Raw genomic sequence first — 25,296 nt, forward strand, 5'->3', positions numbered from 1 at the left:
ATCCTTGTATTAAAGCCATCTCAAGTGTAACACTCAGCATGGCTCATAATATAGAAAGAACCTCTGTATGAATAATATCATACAGAGGTTCAGAAATACATTTAGATTAGTAAAATTCACAAAAACATTAAGCTTCGGGAACAGTTCTTCGCGGCCGATTGGCTAATAATTTGACCAACTCGATGATTCCCAGAATTGAGGCAATCACGCCGGACATCATAAACAAACTGCGGTCAGTACCGCCGATGTTGATGAACTTGCTGACGTATGGGCAAAGGAAGTTGGCGCCATTGGTACTGATCATCAAAATAGTCGTCGCGTCATTGCCATATTTTTTGGGAACAAACGACAGTCCTTTGGAAAAAATGAACGGAATAAACAGACCAAAGCTAAAACCAACGGTAAAAGCCCCGATGAAGCAGGCCAACGCCGAGCCGGCCGTACTGATCATGAAGACACCCACGGCTTCAATGGCAATCGCCATGACCAAAGTGGCGTTTTTGGCAATCGATTCAATAAAGCCATAAATCAGGCCGCCAATAATCGTGCCGATCGACATCACAACGACCGCCGTGGATCCAACTGACAAGGCGCCGAAATGATTATTCAAAATGTAGGTTGGCATTTTCACATTAACAGTCATGTAGAACACCATCAAGATGAACATGACGATCCAATAATAACCAAACTGCAACTTGGACATCCAAGAGACTTTCTCGTCAGCTTGACCGACAGTTTGGGGATCATCGTTATCATAACGAACTTCAGGTACGTAGAAAAGATACAGTACAAACAAGACGACGCTGATCAAATAAATTCCAAACGCCATCCGCCAGTTACTGTACATCAATATCAGACCAACTCCCAGTGCACCGCCGGCAGCCCCCAAACCTTGAAAAGTGTTCTGAAAACCCAGCATCCGTTCACGCTGCTGACCGCTGTACAGGCGATCAATCAAACTGATACAAAGGGTGTTAAAAGCTCCAATTCCAGCTCCCATAATCGCTCTGGCAATCAACAAGACTGCAACGCTTGGTGAAAACATTGAAAGTCCTGCTCCAAATGCGGTTAATGCAGTTCCTGCCAGAACTAATTTTTTGGTGCCAATTCGTTTGACAATCAAGCTGCTGAGGATAATCACTACGGCCATCGTGAATGATGGGATGGTGACAGTCAGCTCGGCCGTTTCCGATGAAACCGCTGGAAATTGTTTCATTAATCCGGGAATTGTGGAAGCCGTCGCCCCCGTTGACATTGGTAATAATGACAGCATCAGAATCGAAAACGACATCATTCCAGATTTTTTGTTCATATTTTAATAGCCTCCTAAGCACTCGAACCCCCGACAGCAAGCCAACCTTGCTGCTTTCGAATTTATTATAGGCCATTATGAAAATTCAGTATATAGATTTTTGAAACATTTTCATGATGTAAGCGTTAAGAATGAAAATCTTTTGAAAATGCCCCGGATTCCAGCCAAAAAAGGTCATTATTCAACCTCAAAATGCCAGCTGTCTTACCTGCCAATACACAAAAAGCCCCTCCAAGCAGGATTGCTTGGAGGGGCTCGATCCTTATACGAATGGGGTTCGTTGTGATGTTATGTCAGAAATAACATCAGGATCTCGTCATACTATACAGCATTTTAACCAATTATGAAAGAGGTTGAAAACGCTAACTTTAAATGATTTATTTATTTAACCAAACTCTCATTTGACCATTCTCACGGTTAGCCCATGCGTAGTATGGCACCATCTTCAGGTCAACTGATTCTGACTCAACCGGCTGACTGGCGTCAACATACAAAGGTGCATCCTTGGAATCCAACTTTTGTCGTTGAGCAGCAACTTTGACAACTCCGACACCATCTAACAATTTCTCATCGAAGTGGTAGTCGGTATTAGCGTCTGTTGCAACTTCATATGAAGCCAGTGGTGCTTGGTTGTCGGCTTCTTCAGCTGCATAAACGATTGGTCCACGTTGAACGGCAACCTTGCCAAAGTCAGCACTGACTCTGTTGCTGGCGCGCATGATCTTGACGTCCATATCGAGCTTCAAATCAATGGTTAACGACTTGGCATCAACATCGATGTAGATGAAGCCATCTTCAACAGGCAAGGTGGTTGACTTACCGTCAACAGTCAAGTCGAAGTTAGCGGACCAGCTAGGAATCCGAATGCCCAGCTTGAATGATTTGGCGTCTGGGTTGGCGATCTCATAATGAATGTCGCCGCTCCATGGGAAGTGGTTCGTTTGCGAAATCTTCAGACCGTCATCAAATTCAGCATCGTTAGAGATAAACTGATGTGACAAGATCGTATCACCATTCACAGTGTAGAGATACTCATCAACTGAGGCGATCAAACGTGCAAGATTGGCAGGACAGCAGGCGCAACCGAACCAATCAGCCCGGTGAGTCAAAACATGGGACTTACCTGGATTACCCTTTGAAGCAACTGGATCTGCTTCCAATGGGTTGACATAGAAGAAGTGCTTGCCATCAAGTGCCATGCCGCTTAAGGCACCGTTGAACAGTTCCTTTTCCAGCACGTCGGCGTATTCACCTTTGGCGTGGATGTTCAGCATTTGACGGGCAAAGAAGGACATCCCAACTGAAGCACAAGTCTCGCCGTAATCAGTATCATTGGGCAGGTCATAGTCGTAGGTAAAAGCTTCACCAGTCGTGGTTTGACCAATATTACCAGTGATATACATCTGACGTTTAACAATGTCGTTCCAGAAGCGATCACAGGCAGCTAACAAATCTTTGTCGCCAGTGTAGCGGGCAACGTAAGCCATTCCGGTGCACAGGTAGACAACTCGAACAGCGTGGCCATGAGGAACTTTTTGATCCTTGATCGGTTCTGCGGCCAAGTAGTACTCACGGGTGAAATCACGCATCCCTGGGATGAGGTCGCGGTCAGGACTGTCGCCATCAGCTTGAATCTGCTTTTCAAAGAATGCCGGATCTTGGCCCCGTTGGTTCAAGAAGTAGTGGGCCAAGTCAAGGTAACGTTTTTCACCGGTTTCTTCATATAAACGTGACAGTGCTAATTCGATTTCAGGGTGACCATCGTAGCCGGGAATCTTGCCTTCTTCAAGGCCAAAGTTGCGGTCGATGCAGTCAGCCATCCGTTTAGCAATGTCCAAAGCTTTTTCATTGCCAGTCTCATGATGATAGGCAACTCCTGCTTCGATGTAGTGACCCATCGTGTAAAGTTCGTGTGACTGTTGGAGTCGCTTGAATTTACGTTCTGGGGCGTCGATTTGGAAGTAGGTTGACAGATAGCCGTCGTCATCTTGGGCGTCAGCGATCAAATCAATCAGATTATCGGTAATCTTCTTGAGGTCTGGATTTGGATGATACCCGAATGAGTATGCGGCCGCTTCCAACCACTTGTAGACATCGGTGTCTTGGAATGGAAAGCCATAGTGGTGGCCTTTCATTTGACCGGCAGCGATCTTCAAGTTGGCAATCGCATGACTGTTCTTGTCTTGGCCATTGTTTTGGGGATCTTCAGAAATAGAAATGTCGGCTTCGTCGTTCATAACCTTCCATTGATATGGCAGGACTTCTTTGACGACGAGTTCACGGTAGCGTTTCCAGAAATCTGAAGTAACCTTGACCTTATTTAATTTTGGTGTGGTATAAACTTGCATACTATGCGTTCCTCCTAAAGTTTAAAATCAATCTCACAATTAAGCTTGTGCAGCTTCAGCGTTCTTTTCAGCTTCGGCGTTCCGCTTTGCAAGGTCAGCCTTAACAACTGGTTCGTGGTTTTCCCATTTACGATACATAATCATCAAGATAACACTGATTGCGTAAATGATAATTGGAACCCAGACGAAGGTAAAGCTGATTCCACCAAGACTTGCGCTTGATTGAGTTGCATTGGCAGCGTTGAAACCGAAACCTTTGAGAAGCATTGAAGCAATGAATGAACCAAATCCTGAACCCATTTGGATACAGAATGAAGCACCGATGGCAGTTAAGAATCCGTTGGCACGGATACCAGTCTTCCATTCACCAAAGTCAACGGTATCACCGACCATGGCGAAGAACATTGTGCAGGCACTACCTGAACCGATACATGCGACACACCAGCCGATCAGAGCGGAAGTGACGTTTGAACCAGCTAAACCAACCCATGCTTGACCAACCATGGTCATCAGCAGGAAGAAGATTGTGGTGCCCCACTTGTGCATAAATTTAACGAAGAATGGAACTGAAGCCATTCCGATAACTTGGATAATTGTGAAACCGTTGAAGAATGAAATCAGACCCTTGCTGCCCATGTTGTACTGGAAGTAGTAAGGCATTGAAGCGTTACGAACGATAAATGCAGTCCAGTAAGCCAAGTTGGCAACAACAATCAAGACCCAAGGCCAGTTGCCTTTAGTGGCTTTCAAACTTTCTTTAATGGTAATCACTTTTTCGTTTTCGATATTCTTTTCACGCATATCAAAGAAGGCGATGATTAAGAGAAGGAAGGCAACGATTGAGTAAACACCAACAGCTAATGACCAACCTTTTTGCTCGTTCCCACCGCCGAGTAAACCAGCGAATGGAATGATGAAAGTAACGGCGAAGAAGTTACCAACGTTACCAAGAACCAAACGAATTGAGTTGGCTTGCATCCGGCCGTCGGTACTTGAAGTTAAGTTAGGCAAAACCGAAGTGATTGGTGTGGACATTGCGGTGTATGATAAGTCGGCTAAGATGTACATAACACCGGCGTAAACAACTTTTAAAGTGCCGCTCAATGCTGGGGTGGTAAACAGTAACCAGACAAAGATGGCAAATGGCAATGACATCCACAAGAACCAAGGACGACTCTTACCATATTTACTGTGGGTGTGGTCAACCAAGATACCCATGACAGGAGCACCAATGGCATCAAAGACACGGCCGATCAGAAGTAAAACACCGGCCGTTCCAACAGAGAGACCGAAGACGTTGGTGAAGAAGTAAAGCATGTAAGAACTGATAATACAGTACAGTAAGTTACCAGACATATCAGTAAAACCATAGGTAATCTTTCTGTGCCAAGGTAACGTGTCGTTAAGCAATGCTTGAGCACTTGCCGTATTTGAATCTACGTTTGCATTTGAGCTCATGATAATTCCTCCAAATAAATTAATTTTGGTAACCCGCTCATTGTTGGGCGGATAAAAATGATTGCTGAAACACTGAAACTAACCCGATTAAGAAACTGGTGAGCTTCTTAGTCGATCGTCAATTTGAACCATTGGCCTCAACTTCCTTTCTGAAAAATCAATGTTCAAAACATAACTTGTTTTTACAAGTCTTATAGTAAGCGTTTCCAAATAATAAAAAAAGGTCTATAATGGCAAAAGAAGTGATGATATCCGACCAGTTGAGAAAATATTGGGTTCCGTGATAGCGTCACGAGGCCAATAGTGACACTGTTTTGTACATTTGGTGACTGTTTCCGACATTGCCGTAAAACTATTTTTGCGTACATTTGGTGACGATTTCCGACACCGTTAGGAGGTTGGCTTGAAATGTTATTCTCAACGTTCACAATGGAAAAAACGCTACTCTACTATAAAGGTGGTGAATTTTTAGCTCATAAAGGCTGGCACCATCGACGCATGTATCATAAGGGTGATTATGAATTAATCCTATGTATTAAGGGACCGATTTATCTACAGATTGGCGATCGGCGGTATACCCTCAACACCCACGAAGTCTTGATTGTCCCGCCGTTTACCACTTTTTATGGTTATCAAGATTCCCCAGGTGACGTCGACTTCTACTGGGTTCACTTTTTCTCCCAGCACAAAGAAGATACGCTCACTGCCGATGAAGACGACATGACTGAAAAAGTTAAAGCCAGTACCAGCAAGAAGCGGCAAATTTTTCTGCCGCAGTATTTCAAATTAGCCGATTATGAAGAGGCAACCATTCTGATTCATCAGATTCTATCAATCCACAATGAATTATCATTTATCGAAGAACGGGACTATCTGGTTTCTGCACTTTTAATTCAGCTGTACAAGTCATACTTCAATCGTCCCGATGCCAATGAAGACAGCTCGCGGATTAACAGTCTCAAAGAATGGATTCGGGCTAACATGTCCAGTGATTTAACCGTCGCAGAGATTGCCGACCGCAGTCATCTGAATCCAGATTATTTGACCAGGCTGTTCAAACACTGCACCGGCATGACAACCTTGCAGTACTTGAATCACGTCAAAATTGAAGTGGCGACACTGCTGCTGATTCGAACCGATATGTCGATCAAGCAAATCGCCGACAACTCTTACTTCAACGATCCAAAGGTCTTCATGCGGCGTTTCAAGAGTGCCACCGGGTTATCGCCGACTGAGTATCGCAAGTCCTACAACCTGATTCACCTTAACAATCCCCACGTTGATCCACAGATTCCAATTCCCAAGCGAATTGCCGATTCAATTGATTACATCCCTGAGAATGGTGACATTCCAGAATAATAGGAGGAATTATCTAATGAAATTTTTTACCAAAAAGTTTGCCGGCCAGTCCATCCTATCGTGGGTTTTCCAACTCGCGTTAATTTACGTTGCCTGGCAGGTCAGCACCCATGCGATGGCCAATAATATTACAACTATTTCAATCGCAGCCGTTTTGTTACTCGCAATTTACTGGAGCTTTTCACTTGATCGACGAAGTGGAAACAATAAGTAAACATTCTTCCGAAAGGCCCTCATTCATGTTAGTATCACAGTGATGTGTATATACATAGATGGGAGTTGAGTGATTATGAGGAAAAGTTTCAAAAGAGGGGCCGTTATCTTAGGGCTCTTCGCCGGGGGAATTTTATTTGGGACGAACGCCACTGCCCACGCGGCTTTGACGCCGTCCAGTACCCAACCTGGCGCCAACATGGTTGATGTTTCCAGTTGGCAGGGAAATTTAACTGCCGCTGATTATCAAACATTAGCTCAAAATGGGGTTAAAGCGGTCACGATTAAAGCATCTGAGGGAACCGGATATATCAATCCGTATCTTTCTCAACAGGTGCAGTATGCCCAGCAGGCAGGGTTAAGTATTAATTTCTATCATTTTGTTCACTTTACGACGACTGATCAAGCCGCTCAGGAAGCCCAAAACTTCATGAATGCCGTTCAATCAGTTACCAGTTCGAAAGATGTCGTGATGGTAGCTGACTTTGAATCTTCAGAATTAGGTGGAATTTCCAAAGCGAATAACGATGCCAATTTGGCAGCTTTTGATTCAGCTTTGAATCAGGGCGGCTATAACAAGACCGATTTATATACCATGGCAAGTTGGTTGGGCGTAAAGATTGACACCAACGCCTCCAACCAGGGCTGGATTGCCGACTATCCGGCAACCCCAACCGGGTCGAAGTACCCTTCAGCCAATGCCTGGCAATGGGCTTCCGACTACCGGTTCCCAAATATCAACCAGAATTTGGATGTTAGCCAGTTAAATAACAGCTTCTACTTGAACTCCGGTTCAGCGGCAGCTTCTACCAACACCAACGCTAACTCAAGCAGTGCCTCGAGTGCTTCCAGTGAATCAAGTTCCAGCAGTGCGACAAAACCAAGCAACTCTGGTTCCAGTTCTAAAAATGATGGGGAAATCGTCAAGATTCCTGGCCCATCCGGTAAGCAGTATTCGGCAGCTCGTTCGGCATCCGTCAAATTAGTTTGGCGCGCCAATATGGGCAAGCACTACTACACAACCACCAAGGGTGCCAGATACTCCAAGCACCTTGGCACCCGGTATGGCTACAACTCAGAACTCCCCAACGTGACTTGGGTAACCGATGCGCATGAAAAGTTGTACAAGAAAAACACCGGTAACTATGCAATTTACTATCACGTTCGCAGTACCGTCGGCAATCATGGCGGCTGGATTTGGCGTGGCTATTTGAACTAATCGCTGATCGAAAAATTTAAAATTAAATACAAAAATGCCGAGAAATCAATTCTGACTTCTCGGCTTTTTTGATACGAACTATTTCAAAATATTAAGTAACTGGGTATATTGTGAATCCATCCAACTGACGTAAGTCTTATGAGCTGGCAATGTTTCCGTTACTGGTAATACCGGGACCTTGTTCTGCTTTGCTAAGGCCACCAGATTATTGACAGTCTTGCTGTCAACCTGCTTGTTGAAAACGAAGAAGGCGATCTTGTGGTTCTTGATGCCGTTTTGCATCGTTCGAATTGTCTGCGGTGATGGATCGACGCCTTTTTCAGTGTCATTTTCGAACTGGGTGTCGCCAACCTTAAAGCCGGTTGCTTCAAGGGCGTAGTCAAATACCGGCTCACTGACGTAGACTTCTTTGTTCTTCTTTGTTGCGGCGAGTTGCTTCAGCTGGGCAATTTTATCATTGACCGGCTTCAATGAAGCGATGTACTTCTTAGCGTTCTTCTTAAAGTAGGCCTTGTTCTTGGGCTGCAGTTTACCAAGCTTTGTCGCAATAGTATTGGCTAACTTAGGCATGGTTGCCGGATTATACCACAAATGTGGATTGTCGCCGTTCTGCTTACCCATCAAATCTTCACCGACTTTGATATAGTCAACCTTGCTGCTGTCCTTAACCAGATTATTCATCCAGCCATCGTAGCCAATCCCGTTGGCAATGACAATCTTTGAGCCAACCGTTTCCTTGGCCACCTTTGTGGATGCCTGATAATCGTGAGGATCCACGTTGGGGTTGGTAATGATGGAAGTCACGTCCCCTTTACTGCCGACAACCGCCTTTGCGACCTCGCCATAGAAATCAGTCGTAGCGGTAATCTTGATTTTGCCATTGCTGGCTGAGTTGCTTGCACAACCGGTTAGGCCAATGCCTAAAGCAACTGCCACTACGACTAACAGCCAGGCCTTGAAGCCCGAAAATTTATGTAACATGAGATATCCTCTCCCTTGCAAATAGTAACGATTACTCTTTTGATAATAATCTAAAAGATTCCACCTGTAAAGGTTTTTTTGATATTTCACCAAATTAAAGGTTGTGATAGTTGGTCAACACCAGCTGATAAAATTGTGCCATGGTATAAGATTGGTGGAAGTATTTTTTGCCGCGATTGGCATAATATCCCTTTGGATCGGTATGGTCAGACCCGCCAAGATAATGGGCAACAGCACCATGAGACCAGACGGTGCCGTGGCCGTCGTATACCGCGTCATTGGGCTTAAGGTGATATTTGTGCAAAATATAGGCCGTATAGTAAGCAGCGTTTTCCACCTCACCGGCGAATGATTTCTTACTGTGCATTTCGACCTGTTCAAATTGAACAAAGCGGGCATTGCCGGGATAGCCGACGCCCCAGCAGAGATACTTGGTGCTGGCAATGTTAATAATGTGGTCGTCATCGACAAAAGTGTGGACAAAGGCGTTTCGGTAATTCTTCTTCATGTACGCAATTTCGCCAAAAATCGTGGAGTGGGAGTTCCCGGTTTCATGAACGACCACGCCCTCAGGCTTATTTTTACCGTGACGGTATTTATAATGTGGAAAACCGCCCCAAATCTTGCTTGAGACTTGATTGTGAGAAATATTGTGACTTGCTATGTAGTTATTCACTTTGGAACTGGCCTGAGAATTGACCGACCCAAGCATTAGAACTGAAACTAAGATTGTCACCATTGCTAAAAAAACTTTTTTAACCATTTCATTTGTCGCCGCTTTGAAATTATTTACTACGTTTTTCATCCAATTTCCATGTTAGTCTTCAATGTAAATTTTTCAACAATTGAATCCTTTCCCAAGGCTTTGAGGTCAAGGTGTAATTAGTAGTATCGACTCCCTGATCGTTGTATCATGAAAGCGAATTCTAGAGGACTTATGGATTTAATTTTGAGGAGGAAGATACTATGACAAGTTTTGACAAACGAGGCGCAGACGACCGCTTACTATCACCTGACAATGCCGTTTTAACAATCATTGATTACCAACCAGTGCAAATTGGTTCAATTGGTTCGATGCGGCATGCGGACTTACTGAAGAATGCAGAAATGGTTGTGGAAGCAGCCAAACTCTTTAAACTGCCAATTGTGCTTTCGACAGTGAATGCCCATAATCAACGCAATTCAGATACTGTTAAACCACTGAAAGACTTGATAGGCGACACCCCTTCCTACGACCGTTCTTCCATCAATGCTTGGGAAGACAAGGATTACAATGATGCAATCAAGGCAACCGGCCGGAAAAAGATTATTATTTTAGCCTTATGGACCGAAGCTTGTCTCACGTTCCCAACCATCGATGCCATCGCTGAAGGCTTTGATGTCTACCCAGTTGTCGACGCAGTCGGCGGCACGTCCACGATCGCGCACGAAACTGCCTTGCGTCGAGTTGAACAAGCCGGCGCTCACCTGATTACGATTCCACAATTAGTCTGCGAACTGCAGCGGGATTGGAACCGTCAAGATACCGTTCCTGGATTTGTGAAATTGCTTCAAGAAAACGGCGCATTTACTAATTTACAATAATCAGCTGTTAAATCACAAAAAATCGTTGAGCTGGCCATTACTGGTGGCTGGCTCAACGATTTTTTTATCGGTTAAAACATTATGTGACTGTATTAATCATTATTTTCTTCAGATGAAGGTGCTTTGGCTCTGCCCAAAACCGGCCGGAGAAAATGCAGGCCAAGTCCCAAGACGGCACCGGCAGCAGCGGGAACCACCCAATCCATCCCCAGATTAGCAAATGGCAATACGTGCTGCTGGAAAGCACCCAACGCCTGACCAAAGGCACTTTGACTCACGACTGGTGGGAAAGCAGCAACCATGTCCAGCAAGGCTGGGACCGTGGTGAAGCCAACGACCAGTGCATAAACCAGTGGATCACGGTTGAACAACGGTGAGAAGACGGACAGCAAGATCAAAACCATTGCGAATGGGTACAAGAACATCAGCATTGGTGTCGACCACTGGATAATCGTATCGAGGCCAAAGTTCGCAGTCGCAAACGATGCGACACACATAAAGCCTAACCAGCCGCGATAGCTGACCTTAGAGAAATGATTATGAAAATCTTGTGCAAAGGCAGCCACCAGTCCAACGGCAGTCGTTAAACAAGTGACGGTTAACAAAGTGGCAAGCAGAGCATGACCCAGACCACCCAGGTAATAAGTTACCAATTGGTTGAAGGCCACACCACCGTCGGCAGATGCTTTATACGTTGAAAGTGTCGTGGCACCCAACCAGATCAACCCGAGGTAGATCAAGCCAATGGCCCCCGTTGCGAAGACCCCGGCTTTAGCAGTCACCTTGGCATTACTGCTGGGCTTGGTCTTTCCCAACTGGCGAACAGCCGTGACGACGGTAACCCCAAATGCCAGGCCAGCCAGAGCATCCATGGTGTTATACCCTTGCAGGAAACCATTGAAGAAGGAATCACTCTTGTAAGCAGCGGTGACGGCTTGTTTGCCGGCAACGCCCATCGGATTGGCAAATCCTAATGCAAAAACACTGAATAATAGCAATAAAAAGACTGGATTGAGCACTTTTCCAACTGACGTCATGACGTTAGATTCCTTATAAGAAACCAGAAAAGCTAAGCCAAAGAATACGGCGGAAAAGACTAACAGGCCAACATGCGCCATTGATGACGGCAGCAGTGGCTGCACTCCGACGGTAAATGGCACCGTGGCTGTCCGTGGGGTTCCAAATAATGGGCCGATGGTTGCGTGAATTAATACCATGAATGTCAAGGCAAACACGGGACCAAGCGGCTTACCAACGTCATAGACCCCTTCAGAGTGAGTGACACTGATTGCCAGTACCGACAACAGCGGCAGCAAAACCGCAGTCACTAAAAAGCCAACCGCCGCAAGCAGCCAGTGAGCCCCAGCCAATTGACCCAAATGAATTGGGAAAATCAAATTCCCAGCCCCGAAAAAGAGGCCAAATAACATTGAGCTGACGACGAAATAATCGCGTTTCCGTAACGGGTTTGGATTTAAGTCATGTAATTCCTGCATAAATGAAGATCTCCTTTAATGAATAAATTATTTAAGTCCTGAATTTGATTCCTAATCTGACTAATATCAATCTGAGATTTCATTTTCACCAACTCTTTTCCTATCTAGATTCACTAGAAAACGATCCAAATTTTGAGTAACTAAAAAGGCGCCCCTCATCCAGCTAATGCTGAATTAAGGGCGCCTACTGCACTGTACCACCTTATATTTGCAGTTATATCGCTACAACTGCCTTTCACGTACGGCCAAAAAAGCGATACGCTAACACGATAATGGGTGTCACCAATGCACGTTACTGTCATTCTTCGGTACATCGCTCAAAAGGGATTTTCGCGTCAATCCTCCTGCTTCCTCTCACCAAACGAAGCTCGCTTCAGGTTGTCATGACGCTACTCAACTTTCTCACAGCGTTTTCTAATTGTTTAATAAATATTGTAGACATCCATTAGTACAATGTCAATAGTAATTTGTAAAGATGATATTTAACGAGTTTCTGTGCAACCTAGGAGCAATCTACAAATTTTTAAAATACATAGCAAGAATGACATTTCTATCTCGTTGGTGAAGCTTTCTTGTTGTTGGCCATTAACTATAACCCTATCCATGGTAATCACGATCAATCATATGTTCGTCACGTAGCAAATCATCAAGAGAAATGTCAAAAAGATTGCAAAGTTTGACTAAGCTGAGAATATCTGGAGAACTCCTTCCTGTTTCCCAGCCTGAAATTGTCTTTCTCGATACGTGCAACAAATTTCCGACTTCATCTTGTGTAAGATTTCTTAGTGTTCTGCAATATTGTATTTTCTGTGAAACATTCATAACTAGTCCTCCAGAGTCCATTGTCTAATTATAAACATTATATACCACATCAATATTTTTAGGTATAATATTATTTATTAGGTACAATATTTTATATAAAATCACCAAAATAATGTTACAATATGTCTATTAGAAAATATCTTACTTAATTTTTAATTGTCGATTAAAAATTTGAGCATGGCATTCATGGAGGAAAAATATGATGTGGAATCATTATTATGTCAGTCAATTAGATGAAACAGACTGTGGGGCTGCAGCTCTGGCGATGATATTGAAGTATTATGGGTCACGAGTATCAATATCAACAATTCGTAAATATGCACAAACAGACAAAAATGGTACCACTGCACTGGGTCTAATTCACGCAGCAACACATTTTAATTTAGCCCCAAAGGCAATAAAAACGAACATATCATTTTTAAAAGGAAATATACCAGATATTCCGATCCCTTTTATTGCCCACGTTAATAAAAAATATGGACAGCATTATGTCGTAGTATGTAAATTGTCAAAGTCCACAGTCACCATTGCAGATCCTGACCCATCTATAAAAACTGTTCGTATGTCATACAATTCATTTGGTAAGGATTGGACAGGCATTTCACTTCACATGACTCCAACTGATAAATACACCGTAATCAAAGAAGATACTAACGATCTTAGGTCGACTTCAAAATTACTTTTTAGGCAAAAAGGAATCATCGCTTCCGTACTCTTAGCAACTATGTTATCAACATTGATAACAATTAGTGGGGCATTTTTTTTAAAGCAGATTATTGATTCAATGGTTAAAAAAGGGCAGGCCGATGTATTATGTGCCACTGCACTCTCATTATTACTAGCCTACATTTTCCATGGCTTCTTCACTTACACTCAAGAGTACTTATCAATGGTTCTTGGGCAGCGAGTATCTCTAGAAATTTTGTTGAAATATATTCGCCACCTATTCAAACTACCAATGGCATTTTTTGAAGAAAGAAAGATCGGCGAAATCACATCACGGTTTTCAGATGCCGAAACGATTATTTCGACTTTATCTCGAACAGTAGTTATCACAATTTTGGACAGTGGTGTAATTATCATCACTGGAATTGTCTTATCTTGTATTAATATGAGGCTTTTTATATTATCCGCAATTGGCATTCCCGCTTATATTATAATTATGCTTATCTTTTATAAACCCTTCCACAAATATAATTACAATCGAATGGAGAAAAATTCAGACCTTAATTCTCAACTTATTGAAGATCTAAGGGGAATGGAGTCGATAAAATCGCTGAATGCTGAGGACAAAATGTATGAAACCCTTGACAAAAAGTTTGTAAATACCTTGCGAGCTGATCACCAATATAATGTTGCCGTTATATTGCAAGAGTCATTAAAGTCTACAACTGGGTTAATTTTGAGTTTACTTGTACTTTATTCCGGAGCAAAGATGGCAATTAATGGTCAAATTACAGTTGGACAGTTAGTAGCATTTAATTCGTTAATGGGATATTTCATTGGTCCTTTTGAATCAATAATTAATCTGCAGAACAATCTTCAACATGCAGGAACTGCCAGTTCGCGGCTAAATCAAATATTGCACATACCGATAGATCAACAAACCAATCAGAGTATTAGAAATTCTGAGAATAAGGACCAGTCTACTCTAAACTTTATTCAATATTCTAATGTTTCTTTTGAATACAAGTACGGCCAACCAATCTTAAAACAAATAAACCTAACTATTAATCGTAACGAATCAACAGCAATTATCGGATCTAGCGGATCAGGGAAAACAACTCTACTAAAATTATTGATAAAATTTTATTTACCATCGACTGGAACTATCATGATCAATGACTATAGTACAACTACTGCCCCAACATCAGAATTGCGGAAATATATTGCATATAATCCTCAGACGCCGTATATATTTTCAGGTTCGGTACTCGATAACATTTTACTTGGGACAAAAAATGATAAAACCCTTGCCCAAGTAAAAAAGGCTGCACAATTAGCTGAAATTGATGAAGAGATCAAAAGGCTTCCTAAGGGATATCTAACTATCTTATCAGAAGACACCGGTTTATCAGGAGGACAAATGCAAAGACTTGCAATCGCTCGTGCAATAATAAGCGACGCAAAGGTGTTAGTATTTGATGAATCAACTAGCAACTTAGATGTATTGACCGAAAAGAAAATACTCACTAATTTGCGATCACTTCCAAACAAAACAATAGTTTATATTGCACATAGATTGGAAGTCGCACAGGCTGCAGATCGCATCATTGTGATGGATAATGGAACGATCGTTGAAAGTGGTACTCATTCCCAATTACTACGCAACAGAAACAAATACTATAACTTGATAAAGGAAAAGTAGATAATGCAGAATAAAAATCTTGACAGCACCAAATATTATTCCCATGGACATGTTGGTATCTACATCACGATCACATGGGTAATCTTCCTACTTGCATGTATTATCGGCATTTTAATCTATTTCAATCCAATATGATTTTCAAACCTCATATGACAATTATTCTTTGAATTTTTGAAATAAACGCGTTCACTTATCGCCATGTCTATAATTTGCAGCTTGAACTTCCACGATGTTGATGAGATCCTAAAGATGTCATAAAGTTCTCGCGAGATTTTTGGCAAATCGAACAAATGGAGGTCGACAAACATGAATCACAGTCAAAATACTTTTGATAAACTCACATCTTTAAACGTGGTGCCTATTTCGTCAAAGAAACTAGCAATGGTATCCGGTGGCAATATATGGACAACCGTCATGATAGGGCTTGCACGCTCCGAGTGGAAGCACAGAGATGCTTTTGGTAAGGGTTTCAAAGAAGGAAGTCATTTAGCCTAAGGAGGTTATTAAAATGAAACTTATTGGTCCGACCTTTACCAACACATCAACTCTTTCCAACAGTGTGTTAGCAAATACTTCTGGTGGAAGCTCAAAATTTTCTTTGGCACCAGTTTGGAATACCTATGGTATAGGTGAAGGAATCAAATATACGTCCAGAAAAAAAGGCGCCTCATATGTAAGCTATTCAGAACCTTTACAACAATAATTTCGGCATGGTGACCCTAGATGAAGTGCACAACCCTCTAGTGTCACCATATTACATAATCCACTTCCCAAACAACTTGAAAGGAGTTACGTATGAAAAAGAAAATGAAAGCTGGAGTTGTTCCGGTGGTTGGGCTATTACTTAGCGTATTAATCGGCATTTGGATCGTCGCAGATAGCGGATACACCCTTTATAAGGGGACTGCTGATATAGTTGATAAGGTTATGAACCTTATTTTCTTAGTTATAGGCGTCGTTATCCTAATTGGTTCAATTGTTACCTGGTTTTTTCAGCGAAACCGATCAAAGGATTAATGCATATAACAATGGTTTAACGTATAGTCGTTCTAAGATCTATTTTAGCTTAAAACAACATGGGTTTTCCCTACCAAATTGTCACTGTCATTCAGTTAATCAGTTGATAGCATTACTCGTAAAAGCGGTTTCATACAACCCTGATATGCCCTATAATGGAGTTGTATGAAATATTTGTTAGGGAGTGAGTTTATGTCTAAAGTTTTAATTGCAGGTCGAATTCCAGAGCATGCCTTGAACATTCTCAAGGATGCCGGATTAGACATTGATGTATTTGATGACAGTCAAAATCTGATTACCAAGGATGAACTCAGCAAGCGGGTTGCTGACAAAGACTTCTTGATCACACCACTTTCCACGAAAGTTGATTCTGATGTAATCGACGCCGCCCCAAACCTCAAGCTGATTGCCAACTATGGTGCCGGATTCAATAACATCGACACTGATTATGCCAAATCAAAGGGTATTCCAGTGACCAACACACCAAAGGTTTCGACCACTTCAACCGCGGAAGTCACATGTGCTTTGATGATTAGTTTGGCCCACCGAGTCGTTGAAGGTGACCAACTCATGCGGACCAAGGGCTTCACTGGCTGGGCACCACTGTTCTTCTTGGGTCACGAACTCGCAGGCAAAACTTTGGGAATCATCGGTATGGGCCAAATTGGTCAGGCGGTTGCCAAACGAATGCACGCATTTGATATGAAGATTCTCTACAACCAACGTCATCAACTTGATTCAGCAACCGAAGAAAAATTAGGTGCTAAATTTACCACCGTTGATGAAATCGTCAAGAACGCCGACGTCATTACCCTTCACGCCCCGGCAACTCCAGAAACCCATCATCTTCTAGGAGCTGAGCAGTTCAAAGAAATGAAGAACAGCGCAATGCTGATCAATGCTGCCCGTGGACCGCTAATTGACGAAACCGCATTATTAACCGCTTTGCAAAACGGTGAAATTGCCGGTGCCGGCCTGGATGTTTATGAAGCCGAACCAAAAGTTGACGATGGCTTTAAAGCATTGAAGAACGTCATCTTAACACCACATATTGGTAACGCAACTGTTGAAGCACGTGATGCCATGGCTGAGATTGTTGCGAAGAATACTGTGGCAATGGACAAGGGCGATAAGCCGGATTACATTGTCAACGGCGTTGAACTTTAATTTATAATAAACAAAAGCACGCTGATGACCAACACTGAATGCTGGTTACCAACGTGCTTTTTGCGGTTCTACAATATCTGTTGTTGGTAATAGATTTTTATCTATTACTGATGACAGATTTTTTGTTTATCATTAGAATAAAAAAGCGGACATCTCCCGTCCGTTAACTTGCTCCCACCACAGAATTAAGTCAAGAAAGGAAATGCCCTATGTCAAATGATACTACGAAAATGTTGTTAGGAATAGATGATGAACACTTAATAATTGAGGAAGGACAAGTGGGTGATGATGGAGTGATTCGATTGGTGGGGTCCCTAAACTACACCCCCAAGGCATGCCGCAATTGTGGGATTATCAATGATCACCAAATTATTGGCTATGGTTGGCGGAAGACCACCATTAGATTCGCAAAAACATTGGGCAGCACCGTTATCCTGTGTCTCAATCGGCGAAACTTTCACTGTAAGGCTTGTCATACCAATTTCCTGGCGCAGACGAATGCGGTGCCGAAACACTGCACGATTTCAAATACGACCCGCAAACAATGCTTAGAAAAACTGACCGAACCGGTTTCGCTCAAACACATTGCCGATGAGTTATCCACTTCGGATTCATTCGTTGGTCGGCAGCTCTTGCGCGCTGAACGGGACTTTCAAACCAACTGGCACTATTTACCAAAAGTTCTCCTCATGGACGAAGTTAAAAGCACTAAGAGCGCCACCGACGCGATGAGCTTTGAATTTATGGATGCGGAAACCCACGAATTGATCGACCTGTTACCCTTTAGGACCATCTATCAGCTTCAAAAGTATTTCCAGCATTACGACCAGGCTGCGCGAGAAAATGTGAAAATTATCGTCACCGATATGAACTATACCTATCCCAAATTGGTGGGGCAGATCTTTCCGAACGCCATCGTTGTCATCGATCCGTTCCACTTGGTTAACGCTTTAAATCGAGCTTTTAATAAGACGCGGGTGCGCCTCATGAAAACCCTGGCGACTTCCTCACGCGAGTATCACGCCCTAAAACGCTATTGGAAACTATTATTAACGCCGGAAAATCACCTCAACTACGAAGCTTTCCGTAAGTGGACAAACTTCCCTTATCCAGCGACTGCCACTGATGTGGTTGATGCTTTATTGGACATTGATCCCGAGCTCAAGCAAACTTACAACGTGATGAATCGGTTACGTGAAACCATCAAAAACCGTGATTGGCCCAACTATAATCAAGTATTCCATCACTTAGAGGGCTGCTCGGAAGAGATGTTGGCAACCCTCCAGACCCTAGCGACTCATCATGATGAAATTGGCAATACCTTTACTCACCATTACACCAACGGGCCCTTAGAAGGTTCAAACAACAAGATTAAAGTCATTAAACGCACTGGATTTGGTTACCGAAACTTCTTCAGATTCCGGCTAAGAGTGCTGTTCGCTTTTCGAGTTCATACAAAAAGAGCTCTAATCACCAAGTGATTAGAACTCCAATATTTTGTTCACCAACAACAGTTGACGAAGAACCCTTTTTGCTGCCATCAAGGTGCATGTTGCCATCAATGATGAACCACTAATCTGCCGATGTTAGTGGTTAAATATCACTCTCAGTTGATATTACTGCATCATCTAACAGCTTCTGCCACTCGTAAGTCTAGTAACACTCTGAAGGGGATCTTAACTCCAAGCGTCATGATGGCAATGGAAGGGTGATTCCCCAATTGGGGGACATCGACAATATTGAATCACGTCAAGTAAATACATGGCGTACACCTTCTAATAAGCACTCGATCTTTCGTTTTGAAGGATGTTGAAGGATGTCATCTTTCAAGGATGAGTGTATCATCCCGACAGCCTAAAAGTTTTGTGTCTTCCTCCAAAAAATTAACGTTTTTTTAGCACAAATGTCCAAAATCGCTCTCGACAAAACATTTGATAACAAAACAGCTATCATTTTGGCAATTCATATGTACTAAGATTTAAAAAAGCGTTACCATAATGGTAATGAAACCGTCGGATTTTGGAGGTGAGATTTGTGATTGATTTGCAGAAAATCGCCAATAAAGAGCAAAAGTACATTGTTCAAGTCAACCAGGTACCGTTGGCCAATCGCAAGGTCAACGCGATTACCATTATGGACAGCGGCACGGCTGACGGCTGGGCACAGGCCGGTCAAATCGTGATTACCAGTTCTCGGATGATGCCCGAAAAGATTGAGACAGCCAAAACGTTGATTCACCAATTAGTGGAAAAACAAGCCAGCTGCTTGATGATTAAGCCTTACGCAGACAATGAGGAATCAGACATCCCCCAGACGTTAATCGATTACTGTACGCACTTAGCCTTCCCGCTATTTCAAATTCGGGAAAATACCACCTACATTCAAATCATGAATGACATTAACGCCATTCTGTTTGAGGGCCGCCGGATCAATAAGATGGCCGATTTGGATCTGGACTATTTATTAAAAACCAATTCCGCTTCGGATAAAGACTTCGACTTCATCTCCAGTTTGAAGAATGTTGACCTATACAGTCTCAAAGTGAGAGTCGCCAGAATCTCATTATCGGAAATGCCCAAACCAAGTGAACGAATTGCTGTCCAGTTCAACCTGATGAATCAAATCCGGGCGTTTTTTGACCGAGTCCAACAGGAAAAACGAATCAAAACCTACTTTATCGTTGAATCAGCTGATGGTGCGACCGCGATTTCCTTCTTTGACCACGAACAAATGGAATTGCCGCCCGATGACCGCATTCCTTTTAAACGGCTGATTAGTAATGTCCGCATTCCTCGTTTTACCGTCTACGAGGGCGTCTCCAATGCCCACCCGGCCAAAAAAATTCATCGCTCCTATATTGAGGCCAGCTTCGGCATCAACATCGCTAAAACCTTGGACTGGTCACGACGGCCAATCTTTTACCGGGACGTCAGCCTGTGGGACCTGGTGAAAAAGCTCTCAAGAGTTCAAGATAGTCGTCTGTACCCGGAAGAGATGGACCAGTTATTGGAGAATCATGAGATGTTTGAAACCATCCGGGAATTTTTCAGACAAAACGAATCCGTCAAAAAGACCAGTCAAGCTCTGATTACGCATCCCAACACCGTTCGTTATCGGCTGGAGATGATCTACAAACGAACTGGTCTGGATTACCGGCTGACCAATGACAAGTTTTTAATCTACATTGCCTTTATTAAAAAGTTATTAGCCAAAGTGAATAATGAATGACCATCGCACAACGGCACCAACCCGAGCAAATCGAGTTGGTGCCGTTTTTGTTTTTTGAATAGACTCAACTTACCAGGGAAGCGTCCCCTCATTCTCGGTAAACGTCCCATTCAGTTCATTGGTAGGATCACTGGCGAGCTTGATAATCTGCTGGGCCCCCTGGTGGACCGACTGCATCCCTTGTGGCACCGGCTGGCTGACATCACGGCCGCCAAAGGAAGTTGCGGTCCATCCCGGGTTAACAGAATTGACTGTGATGTGGGTATCCTTGAGCTCTTTGGCAAATGTAATCGTGGCGAAGTTCACCGCCGCTTTGGAGGATTGATAGCCCAGGGAGCTAACGTGATAGAAGCGCGAATTCGGATCTGACGCCAGCCCCAGCGAGCCCATATTGCTGGAAACGTTGATAATCTTGGCAGACTTGGATTTCTTTAGCAGCGGAATAAATGCCTGGATCATGCTGACGGTGCCGAAGAAATTAACATCAAACTCAGCCCGGATCACATTCGTGGACAAAGTTTCGGCGTTTTCGTGATTATCCAAAGCAATCCCAGCGTTATTAATCAAAACATCCAGGTAACCGTATTTTTCATCAATTCTTGCCTTGGCTCGGTCAATATCACTTTGTTTGGTAACATCCAAAATCACCAGCTCGGCATCATAACCTGCCTGCCGGATTTTATCAACGGCTTGCTGCCCTTGATCCTGATGGCGGGATCCCAATAAGACATGTTGGCCGAGTTTAGCTAACGCCATCGCCGTTTCAAAGCCGATCCCCTTATCAGCACCGGTAATTAAAGTTAAAGTTGCAGTCACTGCAATCGCCTCTTCAATATCAATTTTCTCAATTATACCCCATATAAAAAGGCCAAGAACACAATTGCTCTTGACCAGATTATAGAAGGATGAAGCTTAATCATTTATTCAAATTCAATTAGTCAGCTGACATGTAACGTCCTTTGGTAATTTGTGATGAAAGAACGTAACCATAGCCCTTAACATATAAGAATGTCTTAGCCTTGGATGTCTTAGTTGCAGCGACTGTGACCGAACGGGTAACACTATATGTCATTGGTTTGGTCAATTTACCTTTAGGTGTAAAGGTTACCTTGCCAGCATCGGCATAGAAGAAGCCCTTATATAAGGTAATGTTCTTCTTAATGTGATATGCACGCGCCTTGAAGTTCTTAACACCGTTCTTAGCAATAGTGTAAGTGGTACCTTTGGTCTTGGCTGCAGTCGTGGTCGGTGTTGTTGCGGCTGATACGGCCAATGGGGCTGCAAAAGCAAGTGGTAATGCCAGTGAAGCTACGGTAATGATTGTTGCAAATTTTTTCATAATCATGCTACCTCCCTAAAAGATTAAACTCATTATGCCACGTTACAGGATGATGTCAATGAAATGTTGGTGTAACATTTTCACCTTTACCAAATATTAAGTTAGCGGTTACCATTTGATTATGCACAATCTTATTAGTGATGAATAGACTGATATAACAATGTTTCATTAATGTAAAATTCACAAACTCGTATATCAATCTTCGCCTAATTGTCGTAATCGTTTTGTAACATTAGCAACTCATTCACAGGTCCGGCAGCGTTTCAGTTTCTTTTAATTCTGAGCGCCACGAAGCAAACGTAAAAAAGCGGCCAAATCATTGTAAAGATTTGACCACTTTCATACGAACTCATATATCGACTACTTTTCCTTTGAACGCAGCAGTTCTTCCAATGATGGTTGTTGCTTGCGATCAATGTGATATTGCTTTGCAAATCCTTCAGCGGTCTCTTCACCGTACTTTTGAGCATCCAACGGCATAAAGGCAGTTGCGACCGGATCGTCCTGCTTGATCTTGGCATCGATAACGATTGGCTTTTGATTGCCAGAGGCCTGCAGATCCTTGATCTTAGCAAAGACCTCATCGAGATCCTTAATGCTCTTGACAGTGAAGCCAATTGCACCCAAGCCTTCAGCAACTTTGGCCCAGTCAGCATCGTTCAAGTCAACACCGTAGAAGTGTTGCTTGGTCTGCATTTGTTCGTACCAGATAAAGCCGAAGCGGTCATTTGAGAAGACCACGTTGATCACTGGCAGCTTGTAGCGAACTTCAGTCAAAATGTCTGGGGCGACCATGGCAAAACCACCATCACCAGAGAGTGACCAAGCTTGCGCATCTGGAACGCTCAAAGCACCAGCAAGACCGCCAGGAAGGCCAAAGCCCATGGTTGCAAACAATCCGGAAATTGCGAAGCGTTGGTTCTTGTTCATTGGCAGGCCACGGACACCCCACTCTGAAACATTTCCAGTATCGACAGCATAGGTATCGTTAGGACCAGCCAACTCGGCAATCTTCTTGGTAACTGATTCGGCGTTCAAACCATCGCTGTCATCATCAGCCAATTGCTCGAGCCATTTGTCCCAGTTCTGCTTATTCTCTTGGTTGGCTTCGAGCCAAGCATCTTTTGGCCGACTCTCACCAGTATTAATCATTGCTTGTAAGTAACTCTTGGCGTCAGCGATAACGGCGTAATCAACGTCGATTCGTTTACCAATATCGTAAGGGTTATTGTTGACTTGGATCATCTTGGTATCTTGTGGCCAATAGTTGGCAAATGGATACTCTGAAGCTAAGAATAAGATCAAATCGGCGTTTTGAATCGCCTCAAATCCTGACTTAGTGCCCAGACGGCCAGTCGCTCCGACAAAGTTAGGATGGTCGGTGCTGATCACACCGGTGGCTGGCACACTGTTCATCACAGGAATGTTAAACTGCTCAGAGAACTTGGTTAAGGTGTCGCGAGCGCCCAACAAGCCACGGCCTGCATAAATCAATGGGTGCTTGGCTTCTTTAATCATCTTCAAAGTGTCGTCGACAGCTTTCGGATCCACGCTCTGTTTGAAATCGTCAGCAACCGTTAATGGCGTGCGAGTTGGTGTGTAATCAATTTCTTGAGAGGTTAAGTCTTCTGGCAAGATAACCACGGCAACACCCTTTTGGCGATAAGCTTCCTTGATTGCTTGGTTAACAACGTAAGGAATCTGATCAGCGGTTGTGACTTGTTTGTTATAAACCGAAACGTCGCTGAACATCGGGGTTTCATCCATTTCCTGGAAGTAATTGGTATTCATTGTTGGCTGTGGCACTTGGCCAACTAACGCCAACACTGGAACATGGTCCATTTTGGCATCATATAATCCGTTGAATAAGTGTGTTGCACCAGGGCCGGCTGAACCAAATGCGACACCGATTTTTCCGGTGAATTTGGCATCAGCAGAAGCTGCAATGGCGCCAACCTCTTCATGACGGACCTGAATATACTTCATTTTATCTTTTTCAAGGTAGAGTCCTTCGACAGTATGATTAATTGAGCCGCCGGGAATTCCATAGACGTGGTCCACGCCCCAGTCTTCAAGTACTTTAACTAAAGCTTGTCCTGCAATCATCTTAGTCATCAACAAAATCTCCTTCATTTAGATATCATGTAATGGTGAAACACCAATATATCTTTGGTTCAATTATTAAGTATAGGCATGCTGAAAATGGAATGCCAGCATTTAGACTTACTTTTCGTAAGTATAACCAGTTGGTTTAATGTAAACTTGAAAACGATAAATGACGTCATTATAAATAGAAAAAGTGTTGGGCATTTTCAGATGTCCAACACTTTTTTCAGTTGATTTGCATGGTTAAAAATAAGTTCTCAGAAATTCCTGAACCCGCCGCTTATAAGCCACCGGATCATACCAGAAACTCTCGGCATGCGTGGCGTTTGGGACAATCCAGATTTGCTTGGGTGCGTGGGTGGCTTGGTAGTTCTCGTAAGCCATGTGGGCCGGCACATAAGTGTCTTTGCCGCCATGGATAAATAGAATTGGCCGTTTGTTCTTGGCCAGCTGTTTGACCGATGAAGCACTGTTGAGGCCAAATCCGGCAGCCCGTTTGTTAATTTCACTCACCATTGGTTCAACCGGATATTCCGGGAGATGATACTGTTTCTTCAACAGATAAGTGAGTTCTTCCTTAATGCTTGAATAGCCGCAATCGGCAATGATGGCTTTGACCTGAGTAGGCAGGCGTTCACCCGACAGCATTTCCACCGTCGCACCACCCATACTGACGCCGAAAAGTAAGATTTTACCGTCTTCGCCAACGTGGTCAATGACTTGATCGATCCACTTCAGGTAATCCAAACGATCCAGCCAGCCAAAACTGATGTATTTGCCGGCACTCTCACCATGCCCACGGTCATCGGGTGTCAGGACATTAAAGCCCATTTCGTGAAACATTTTGGCGTAATTGGCCATTGTTTCCCGGTTCCCCTTATACCCATGGGCAATGATGACCGTCTTCTTGGAAATGCCCTCGGCCGGAATGTAGGTTGCCACCATCCGCTTGTCGGGATCATTGCGGTTCAAATACCATTCTTCAGAGGGCATTTGATGGAACCAATCCACATATTGATAGTAGAGATCGGCGTACTGCTGCTTTTCTTTCGAAGTTTCAGGGACATAATCGACCCGCTTAAACGCGATGTCAAAGAGTTTGAGACTAACCCAAAAACTGCCGGCAGTAATAGCCGTCAGCGGTAAAATCAGTGTTTTGAATTTTGATGGTTTGATGTTTGCTAATTTCATTGATTTTTGTTAATCCCCCTTAAACGTTAGTATTAATAGTAGTTACTCGTTGGAATGAAGTCAAACGACTTTACTTTTGTTTAACAAA

Annotated in this window: 22 protein-coding genes and 1 other annotated feature; of the genes, 11 read left to right on the plus strand and 11 right to left on the minus strand. The window is 43.3% G+C overall.

The features are described 5' to 3' along the window. Positions 1-127: 127 nt before the first annotated feature. From KE627_RS05085 to KE627_RS05095, 3 genes are all read right to left on the minus strand, one after another. A complete protein-coding gene (locus KE627_RS05085) occupies positions 128-1,312 on the minus strand; it encodes an MFS transporter (RefSeq protein ID WP_056938957.1) in 1,185 nt (394 codons plus the stop codon). A 377-nt stretch (positions 1,313-1,689) separates the two neighbouring features. After that, positions 1,690-3,660, minus strand: coding sequence for a glycoside hydrolase family 127 protein (locus tag KE627_RS05090; protein ID WP_013727046.1), 1,971 nt, complete (start codon positions 3,658-3,660; stop codon positions 1,690-1,692). Between the two features lie 39 nt (positions 3,661-3,699). Next, a complete protein-coding gene (locus KE627_RS05095; RefSeq protein WP_056938958.1) occupies positions 3,700-5,118 on the minus strand; it encodes an MFS transporter in 1,419 nt (472 codons plus the stop codon). Between the two features lie 429 nt (positions 5,119-5,547). Between KE627_RS05095 and KE627_RS05100 the strand changes: the two genes are divergently transcribed. The 3 genes from KE627_RS05100 (at position 5,548) to KE627_RS05110 (ending at position 7,909) form a co-directional block, all read left to right on the plus strand. Next, positions 5,548-6,477 carry an AraC family transcriptional regulator gene (locus tag KE627_RS05100; protein WP_225424200.1) on the plus strand — a complete coding sequence of 310 codons (930 nt, stop codon included), beginning with the start codon at positions 5,548-5,550 and terminating at the stop codon, positions 6,475-6,477. Between the two features lie 16 nt (positions 6,478-6,493). Further along, positions 6,494-6,691 (plus strand): hypothetical protein, encoded by a 198-nt coding sequence (locus KE627_RS05105; protein ID WP_013727043.1) that lies wholly within the window; start codon positions 6,494-6,496, stop codon positions 6,689-6,691. Positions 6,692-6,766: 75 nt separating this feature from the next. Then, on the plus strand, positions 6,767-7,909 hold the full coding sequence (locus tag KE627_RS05110) for a GH25 family lysozyme (RefSeq protein ID WP_013727042.1): 1,143 nt from the start codon (positions 6,767-6,769) through the stop codon (positions 7,907-7,909). 78 nt (positions 7,910-7,987) lie between these two features. On the opposite strand, the gene KE627_RS05115 is transcribed toward KE627_RS05110, so the two are convergent. Then, complete coding sequence (locus KE627_RS05115) at positions 7,988-8,890, minus strand: metal ABC transporter solute-binding protein (RefSeq protein ID WP_056938960.1); 903 nt, start codon at positions 8,888-8,890, stop codon at positions 7,988-7,990. Between the two features lie 94 nt (positions 8,891-8,984). Continuing rightward, positions 8,985-9,695, minus strand: coding sequence for a peptidoglycan recognition protein family protein (locus KE627_RS05120; protein WP_056938961.1), 711 nt, complete (start codon positions 9,693-9,695; stop codon positions 8,985-8,987). A gap of 161 nt (positions 9,696-9,856) precedes the next feature. Between KE627_RS05120 and KE627_RS05125 the strand changes: the two genes are divergently transcribed. Then, on the plus strand, positions 9,857-10,474 hold the full coding sequence (locus KE627_RS05125; protein WP_013727039.1) for an isochorismatase family protein: 618 nt from the start codon (positions 9,857-9,859) through the stop codon (positions 10,472-10,474). Between the two features lie 92 nt (positions 10,475-10,566). Here the strand turns inward: KE627_RS05125 and brnQ are convergent, their stop codons facing one another. Beyond that, the gene (brnQ, locus tag KE627_RS05130; protein ID WP_013727038.1) at positions 10,567-11,970 is read right to left on the minus strand and encodes a branched-chain amino acid transport system II carrier protein; all 1,404 of its coding nucleotides are present in this window, start codon (positions 11,968-11,970) and stop codon (positions 10,567-10,569) included. 173 nt (positions 11,971-12,143) lie between these two features. Next, positions 12,144-12,385 (minus strand) — a binding site (T-box leader). Between the two features lie 182 nt (positions 12,386-12,567). Continuing rightward, positions 12,568-12,792: a helix-turn-helix domain-containing protein gene (locus KE627_RS05135; protein ID WP_013727037.1), complete on the minus strand. Its 225-nt coding sequence runs from the start codon at positions 12,790-12,792 to the stop codon at positions 12,568-12,570. Between the two features lie 199 nt (positions 12,793-12,991). On the opposite strand from KE627_RS05135, the gene KE627_RS05140 reads away from it, so the two are divergent. The 7 genes from KE627_RS05140 to KE627_RS05170 all read left to right on the plus strand — a co-directional run bounded on the left by KE627_RS05140 (position 12,992) and on the right by KE627_RS05170 (position 20,572). Then, positions 12,992-15,160 carry a peptide cleavage/export ABC transporter gene (locus tag KE627_RS05140; RefSeq protein WP_056938962.1) on the plus strand — a complete coding sequence of 723 codons (2,169 nt, stop codon included), beginning with the start codon at positions 12,992-12,994 and terminating at the stop codon, positions 15,158-15,160. 306 nt (positions 15,161-15,466) lie between these two features. After that, positions 15,467-15,655 carry a hypothetical protein gene (locus KE627_RS05145; RefSeq protein WP_013727035.1) on the plus strand — a complete coding sequence of 63 codons (189 nt, stop codon included), beginning with the start codon at positions 15,467-15,469 and terminating at the stop codon, positions 15,653-15,655. Positions 15,656-15,668: 13 nt separating this feature from the next. Further along, positions 15,669-15,863 (plus strand): hypothetical protein, encoded by a 195-nt coding sequence (locus KE627_RS05150; RefSeq protein WP_013727034.1) that lies wholly within the window; start codon positions 15,669-15,671, stop codon positions 15,861-15,863. 92 nt (positions 15,864-15,955) lie between these two features. Next, a complete protein-coding gene (locus KE627_RS05155; RefSeq protein ID WP_013727033.1) occupies positions 15,956-16,177 on the plus strand; it encodes a hypothetical protein in 222 nt (73 codons plus the stop codon). A gap of 192 nt (positions 16,178-16,369) precedes the next feature. After that, positions 16,370-17,344 (plus strand): 2-hydroxyacid dehydrogenase family protein, encoded by a 975-nt coding sequence (locus KE627_RS05160; RefSeq protein ID WP_013727032.1) that lies wholly within the window; start codon positions 16,370-16,372, stop codon positions 17,342-17,344. A 209-nt stretch (positions 17,345-17,553) separates the two neighbouring features. Next, the gene (locus KE627_RS05165) at positions 17,554-18,825 is read left to right on the plus strand and encodes an ISL3 family transposase (RefSeq protein ID WP_035181568.1); all 1,272 of its coding nucleotides are present in this window, start codon (positions 17,554-17,556) and stop codon (positions 18,823-18,825) included. 553 nt (positions 18,826-19,378) lie between these two features. Then, positions 19,379-20,572: a PucR family transcriptional regulator gene (locus tag KE627_RS05170; RefSeq protein ID WP_056939217.1), complete on the plus strand. Its 1,194-nt coding sequence runs from the start codon at positions 19,379-19,381 to the stop codon at positions 20,570-20,572. Between the two features lie 69 nt (positions 20,573-20,641). Here the strand turns inward: KE627_RS05170 and KE627_RS05175 are convergent, their stop codons facing one another. From KE627_RS05175 to KE627_RS05190, 4 genes are all read right to left on the minus strand, one after another. Further along, positions 20,642-21,394, minus strand: coding sequence for an SDR family oxidoreductase (locus KE627_RS05175; protein ID WP_371862042.1), 753 nt, complete (start codon positions 21,392-21,394; stop codon positions 20,642-20,644). Between the two features lie 112 nt (positions 21,395-21,506). Continuing rightward, positions 21,507-21,911: a hypothetical protein gene (locus tag KE627_RS05180; protein ID WP_013727029.1), complete on the minus strand. Its 405-nt coding sequence runs from the start codon at positions 21,909-21,911 to the stop codon at positions 21,507-21,509. Positions 21,912-22,271: 360 nt separating this feature from the next. Then, positions 22,272-24,026 (minus strand): pyruvate oxidase, encoded by a 1,755-nt coding sequence (gene spxB / locus KE627_RS05185; protein WP_056939219.1) that lies wholly within the window; start codon positions 24,024-24,026, stop codon positions 22,272-22,274. A gap of 234 nt (positions 24,027-24,260) precedes the next feature. Next, on the minus strand, positions 24,261-25,208 hold the full coding sequence (locus KE627_RS05190; RefSeq protein ID WP_013727028.1) for an alpha/beta hydrolase: 948 nt from the start codon (positions 25,206-25,208) through the stop codon (positions 24,261-24,263). Positions 25,209-25,296: the final 88 nt, after the last annotated feature.

The organism is Lentilactobacillus buchneri (genome assembly GCF_018314255.1).
Taxonomy (GTDB): Bacteria; Bacillota; Bacilli; order Lactobacillales; family Lactobacillaceae; genus Lentilactobacillus; species Lentilactobacillus buchneri.

What these genes read in the sequence shown, in the direction of transcription:
- KE627_RS05085 (WP_056938957.1), bottom strand. Translation starts at nt 1,312, where the DNA reads ATGAACAAAAAATCTGGAATGATGTCGTTTTCGATTCTGATGCTGTCA.
- KE627_RS05090 (WP_013727046.1), bottom strand. Translation starts at nt 3,660, where the DNA reads ATGCAAGTTTATACCACACCAAAATTAAATAAGGTCAAGGTTACTTCA.
- KE627_RS05095 (WP_056938958.1), bottom strand. Translation starts at nt 5,118, where the DNA reads ATGAGCTCAAATGCAAACGTAGATTCAAATACGGCAAGTGCTCAAGCA.
- KE627_RS05100 (WP_225424200.1), top strand. Translation starts at nt 5,548, where the DNA reads ATGGAAAAAACGCTACTCTACTATAAAGGTGGTGAATTTTTAGCTCAT.
- KE627_RS05105 (WP_013727043.1), top strand. Translation starts at nt 6,494, where the DNA reads ATGAAATTTTTTACCAAAAAGTTTGCCGGCCAGTCCATCCTATCGTGG.
- KE627_RS05110 (WP_013727042.1), top strand. Translation starts at nt 6,767, where the DNA reads ATGAGGAAAAGTTTCAAAAGAGGGGCCGTTATCTTAGGGCTCTTCGCC.
- KE627_RS05115 (WP_056938960.1), bottom strand. Translation starts at nt 8,890, where the DNA reads ATGTTACATAAATTTTCGGGCTTCAAGGCCTGGCTGTTAGTCGTAGTG.
- KE627_RS05120 (WP_056938961.1), bottom strand. Translation starts at nt 9,695, where the DNA reads ATGAAAAACGTAGTAAATAATTTCAAAGCGGCGACAAATGAAATGGTT.
- KE627_RS05125 (WP_013727039.1), top strand. Translation starts at nt 9,857, where the DNA reads ATGACAAGTTTTGACAAACGAGGCGCAGACGACCGCTTACTATCACCT.
- brnQ (WP_013727038.1), bottom strand. Translation starts at nt 11,970, where the DNA reads ATGCAGGAATTACATGACTTAAATCCAAACCCGTTACGGAAACGCGAT.
- KE627_RS05135 (WP_013727037.1), bottom strand. Translation starts at nt 12,792, where the DNA reads ATGAATGTTTCACAGAAAATACAATATTGCAGAACACTAAGAAATCTT.
- KE627_RS05140 (WP_056938962.1), top strand. Translation starts at nt 12,992, where the DNA reads ATGATGTGGAATCATTATTATGTCAGTCAATTAGATGAAACAGACTGT.
- KE627_RS05145 (WP_013727035.1), top strand. Translation starts at nt 15,467, where the DNA reads ATGAATCACAGTCAAAATACTTTTGATAAACTCACATCTTTAAACGTG.
- KE627_RS05150 (WP_013727034.1), top strand. Translation starts at nt 15,669, where the DNA reads ATGAAACTTATTGGTCCGACCTTTACCAACACATCAACTCTTTCCAAC.
- KE627_RS05155 (WP_013727033.1), top strand. Translation starts at nt 15,956, where the DNA reads ATGAAAAAGAAAATGAAAGCTGGAGTTGTTCCGGTGGTTGGGCTATTA.
- KE627_RS05160 (WP_013727032.1), top strand. Translation starts at nt 16,370, where the DNA reads ATGTCTAAAGTTTTAATTGCAGGTCGAATTCCAGAGCATGCCTTGAAC.
- KE627_RS05165 (WP_035181568.1), top strand. Translation starts at nt 17,554, where the DNA reads ATGTCAAATGATACTACGAAAATGTTGTTAGGAATAGATGATGAACAC.
- KE627_RS05180 (WP_013727029.1), bottom strand. Translation starts at nt 21,911, where the DNA reads ATGAAAAAATTTGCAACAATCATTACCGTAGCTTCACTGGCATTACCA.
- spxB (WP_056939219.1), bottom strand. Translation starts at nt 24,026, where the DNA reads ATGACTAAGATGATTGCAGGACAAGCTTTAGTTAAAGTACTTGAAGAC.
- KE627_RS05190 (WP_013727028.1), bottom strand. Translation starts at nt 25,208, where the DNA reads ATGAAATTAGCAAACATCAAACCATCAAAATTCAAAACACTGATTTTA.